Here is a 4,844-nt window from a genome sequence, read left to right as displayed (position 1 = left end):
GCTGCGGTCGAAGCCATGAATAAAGGTGTCCAAAAATCAGGTGCTTATCATAATACCGGCGAAGGTGGCTTATCTCCTTATCACAAGCATGGTGGTGATATCGTATTTCATTTTGGTACCGGTTACTTTGGAGTAAGAACTGAAGACGGCAACTTCTCTATGGAGAAAATGAAAAAGCTGGTAGAAGACAATCCGTGTATTAAAGCTATTGAAATAAAATTATCTCAAGGTGCGAAACCAGGAAAAGGAGGGGTTCTACCTGGCGCAAAAATTACTCCAGAACTGGCTGAAATTAGAGGTGTTGAAGTAGGTAAAGATGTATTATCCCCTGCAACGCATAAAGCTTTTTCTAATGTAACCGAGTTAATGGCACTCATAGAAAATATTGCCAATGAAACAGGCTTACCTGTAGGAATTAAAGGAGCCATAGGAAAATTAGATCAATGGGAAGAATTGGCTGATATTATGTTAGAAACAGGAAAAGGACCTGATTTCATCACCGTAGATGGTGGTGAAGGTGGTACTGGTGCAGCTCCCCCTTCATTCGCCGATCATGTTTCTTTACCATGGGTATATGGCTTTTCAAGTCTGTACAGAGTATTCTTGAACAGAAAACTTACAGAACGAATTGTTTTTATTGGTTCTGGAAAATTAGGCTTTCCTGCAAAAGCGGCTATGGCATTTGCCATGGGGGTAGATTGTATAAATGTTGCTCGTGAGGCCATGATGAGTATTGGCTGTATACAGGCACAAGCTTGCCACAACAATACTTGCCCAACGGGTATTGCTACGCAAAGCAAATGGTTGCAAAAAGGTATAAATGTGCCATTAAAATCAGATAGGTTAGCACAATATTTCACTACTTTCAGAAAAGAGTTTTTAGAAATAACGCATGCTGCAGGCTATGAGCACCCAAGTCAATTTACTATGGATGATGTTCAGGTCAACGTAGATGACAACGACCTAAATAAAAGTTTAGCTTCTACTTACGGGTATAATAAAGCGAAAGTACCGTTCACGGGAGTTCAAGATTTAAAAGACTGTTCGTATCTTGGCGGCAAAATTTAGATTAAACTATTTAATGCATATTACTATGAAACGATTTTTTATAGGTGCTTCTTTATTCCTTTTAGGGTTAAGCACAATTCAGGCTCAGAAAAAAAGTGAATTGATTGAGCAAAATCAAGAATTAAAATTTAAACTAGATTCTATTTCCAAAATGGTAAGCACATCTCAACGCAATGAGAAACTTGCAGACCAACGCTCAGATGAATACCAGTCTCAAGTAACAGAATTGCAAGATGCAAACGCTACGTTAATGAAGAACTTAAATAGTTTTGCTGCATTATCTAGTCAGAATTCAGAGAATATCAATAAAACCATGGCTGCATTAGAAAGAAAAGAAAAGCAGCTGAAAGGTGTAACCGATGCCGTTGCCAGTAATGATTCTACAGCGGTTGTGATATTGACCAATGCAAAACAAGTACTAGGTGAAAATGCAAAAGTTGGTGTAACCGATGGTTCTGTAGTTATTTCAGAAAAATTAGACTTCTTCTTTACAGATGGTGTTGGTATTAACCCTTCTAGCGAATCTAGAACTTGGATCGAGAATTTAGCTAAGGTTGCAAATGCAAATCCAAAAAGTGTCATTACAGTTGCAAGCCTTAATATTACAGGTGAAATGAATATAGCATTACAGCAAGCCACTGCTATTGCCAGTATTTTAATTAAAGATTTTGGTGTTAACGGAGAAAGAATTGTGGCTGTTGGGCAAGATGGAGGCTTACGCGAATCACTACAAATAAAGTTTCAACCAGATTATAAAGCATTTTATGATATGGCGAAGGGAGACGCTAAAAACTAATTTTAAGCATTTCATCGATAAACCACTATACTAATTGAGAAATTTGGACGTTCTTATTTCGTAAATAATAACTAATTAAAAAATGAACTCCGACCAAATTTTTCAACTTTTCGCTTATTTAATACCCTCTGTAATTACTGGTGCCATTGCTTTCTATTTTTTTAGAATGCACACTAATAATGAAGAAGGAAGAAGGCGTTTTCTATTACATAAAGACTCACAAAAAGATACCTTACCAGTACGCTTACAAGCTTATGAGAGAATGGCGTTATTTTTAGAACGCATAGCAATACCTAGCTTGGTAGTTCGTGTTGCTCCACAAAGTGATGATAAAAACGCTTACGAAAATCTATTGATTAAAAGCGTTGAAACTGAATTTGAACATAACCTTTCTCAGCAAATCTATATGACAGATGAATGCTGGAACGTTATTAAAGCTGCAAAAAGTGCTACGATACAAATGATTAGAAAAGCAGCCATGAGCAATACAGAAACTGCAGATAAATTAAGGGAAGATATCCTTAATGAAACTATGGATAAAACTTCACCTTCAGCTACCGCCCTATCTTTTGTAAAAAGAGAAATTGGCGATTTATGGTAGTTGATTAAATAGTCTTTACAAGAATAAAAAAAGCTTTCTATATGGAAAGCTTTTTTCGTTTTATATCATTACCAATGAACTACATTATAATATTTATTCATGTTCATTGGGTTCAATAGGATTCGTTTCTTCATTCTTATTCTTTGCGTAAAGGTAACCCCGCTTCCACCACAGTGTCATCTTTGCCTTATCAAAAATTAAAGAGTTGGTCGTTAATATCGTTGGTGTGTAAAACAGATTGATGATTGCATTTTTTTGATTGGCAACCAATTTTCCAATTCTGATATTCTGATGCTCAATTCTATCTAAAATAAAACTCATCATCGTTGTAATCAACTCAAAAGGATTACGCGAAGCGACCCTGTTCATGTAGTTGACTTCCGTATGAAGCACAACGACATCTACTTCTGTAGCACCTCTTTTTATTGCTTCTTCAATAGGTACAATACTACCTAAACCACCATCGGCATATTCACAATAGTTTTTGCGCACTAAACTCATAAATGGTGTATAGTTGGCCGATATCCAGATCCAATCACAATAATCTTCATAAGTACAATCTTTAATAGACTTGTACTCTACTTGATTTAATGAAAGATTAGACACGGTTATTACAACATCAGAATCACCGTTCTTTAGAGTTTCAAACTCCTCAATAGTTAAACTATTTTCTATGAGCTTACGCAAGTTTTCACTTTCTCCAAAGGTCTTTTTACCGGTCATGAAGTTTCTAAACACGTTCCAATGATTAATTGAAATTTCTTCATTACCACGAATATTCTTAACTAAAAACGGACAGTTATTAAATATACTTTTCTGATTGACATTAGAATATATTTCTTTGATCTTATCTAGTTTGCCTAGTGCTAAATGAGAGATAAGTAGACTACCGGTAGAAGTACCCACAAAAATATCATACTTTCTTCCTTCTTCTTGAATAAGGTATTGGGCAACGCCACCTGCAAAGGCTCCTTTACTACCACCACCAGAAATAACTAATGCTTTCATTATTAATTTAATTTCGTTTTAAGATAACGCAAATCTGATGAATTTAGTTGATTTACAATCTTTTCAATTTCTTTTTTATGTTCTTGGTCGCTCCACAAGGTATCAAATAACTTTCTTGCATAATTTCTAAACTGCCAAGAATGATGGTTCGTCGCCTTTATTAGATTGGCATACGCATCACCATTAAGTGCTTTTATTTCTGAAAGGTATTGAAAAGCTGTTTGTCGTATTTCTGGATTATAAATACCATTTGTATAACCAACAAGCTCTCGATGAAAATAAACATTTTCTGTAGGTCTATAGTCTGGCGTAAACAATGCTAATGTTAACCAAAGTAACCGCACATTATTATTTGGCAAACCAACGATGTCCTTAGTTTTTTCTAAATAAGTACTTCTATAATAGTCAAAACTAGACCATAAATTATAAAGCATTAATTCATTGGTAATATAACTATCATCTAATAACAATGGTTCAACCAATTCTTTTGAAACCTCTGAAATATTGCTCATTTTCTGAGCTGCAAATTGTCGTATTCTTATATCATCGCTTACAATTAAAGAAGAAAGTTCCAATTCAGAAATATCATCTTTTGACTTGAGTAATTCAAGCTTTAGTCTAGTAGTAAGTTCTGGGTCCTTTAAAATTTCAGATGAAATAAAAGTACTATCATCATCATGTTTTAGAGTATAAAACATTTTTAATGAAGCGTTATTTTTCATCAAAAAGAGTTTAGCGCTCTCTTCAGGAAAATCTTTTCCTTTCAACCAAACCTCTTTAAATTCACTCAAATCTTTTCCACTCGTCTCTTCCAACACATCCATGAAATCGGTAACAGTCACATTTTGGTACTCAAATTTATCCAAGTATGTTTTTATACCTTCTTTAAAAGCAGTTTCACCTATTTTATCTTTTAAAACGGCTAAAGCCCAAGCTCCTTTTTCATAGAACGTAAGACTACTAGCCCTGGGATTCAATAAACTCTCTCCTTCTCCCCTTTCAGATATCTCGTGTAATGTTTTAGCTGTGTCGAATAATTTCCAATAGAAATAATCATCACCAAAAACTTCTTTTTCAGCCAGATATGCATAATAGGTAGCAAAACCTTCGTGTAACCAATGATGTTCGCTATTCTTTTCCGTCACCAAATTACCAAACCATTGGTGTGCCAATTCATGCGCATTGATATTAACATAATTTCTATCAACAAATGAAGTGGAATCAATAACATAGGCATCAGAGAAAAAAGTTGCGCTTGTATTCTCCATGCCTGCATATAAAAAATCATGTACAGGTACCTGTTTATAATCTTGCCAAGGATACTCTACACTAATTTCATTTTCTAAAAAGTCAAAAATCTTTTTAGTGTAC

General features: G+C 34.7%; 5 protein-coding genes. 3 read left to right on the top strand and 2 right to left on the bottom strand.

The features are described from left to right. The 3 genes from ABJI11_RS07070 to ABJI11_RS07060 form a co-directional block, all read left to right on the top strand. Positions 1-1,068 (top strand): FMN-binding glutamate synthase family protein (locus tag ABJI11_RS07070; protein WP_348350719.1); only part of this gene is annotated, 1,068 nt, incomplete at its 5' end. A 25-nt stretch (positions 1,069-1,093) separates the two neighbouring features. Continuing rightward, positions 1,094-1,864, top strand: a complete 771-nt coding sequence (locus ABJI11_RS07065; RefSeq protein ID WP_348350717.1) for a hypothetical protein — start codon at positions 1,094-1,096, stop codon at positions 1,862-1,864. Between the two features lie 82 nt (positions 1,865-1,946). Then, on the top strand, positions 1,947-2,465 hold the full coding sequence (locus ABJI11_RS07060) for a hypothetical protein (RefSeq protein ID WP_276493218.1): 519 nt from the start codon (positions 1,947-1,949) through the stop codon (positions 2,463-2,465). Positions 2,466-2,558: 93 nt separating this feature from the next. On the opposite strand, the gene ABJI11_RS07055 is transcribed toward ABJI11_RS07060, so the two are convergent. Both ABJI11_RS07055 and ABJI11_RS07050 read right to left on the bottom strand, forming a co-directional pair. Next, positions 2,559-3,473, bottom strand: coding sequence for a patatin-like phospholipase family protein (locus ABJI11_RS07055; RefSeq protein WP_036153933.1), 915 nt, complete (start codon positions 3,471-3,473; stop codon positions 2,559-2,561). 2 nt (positions 3,474-3,475) lie between these two features. Beyond that, positions 3,476-4,844 (bottom strand): M1 family aminopeptidase (locus tag ABJI11_RS07050; protein WP_348350715.1); only part of this gene is annotated, 1,369 nt, incomplete at its 5' end.

The sequence above is a fragment of the Maribacter sp. genome, assembly GCF_039968975.1.
Taxonomy (GTDB): Bacteria; Bacteroidota; Bacteroidia; order Flavobacteriales; family Flavobacteriaceae; genus Maribacter.
Note: the sequence above shows the minus strand (reverse complement) of the source record. Positions and strands in the feature narration are given on the sequence as shown.

What these genes read in the sequence shown, in the direction of transcription:
- ABJI11_RS07065 (WP_348350717.1), top strand. Translation starts at nt 1,094, where the DNA reads ATGAAACGATTTTTTATAGGTGCTTCTTTATTCCTTTTAGGGTTAAGC.
- ABJI11_RS07060 (WP_276493218.1), top strand. Translation starts at nt 1,947, where the DNA reads ATGAACTCCGACCAAATTTTTCAACTTTTCGCTTATTTAATACCCTCT.
- ABJI11_RS07055 (WP_036153933.1), bottom strand. Translation starts at nt 3,473, where the DNA reads ATGAAAGCATTAGTTATTTCTGGTGGTGGTAGTAAAGGAGCCTTTGCA.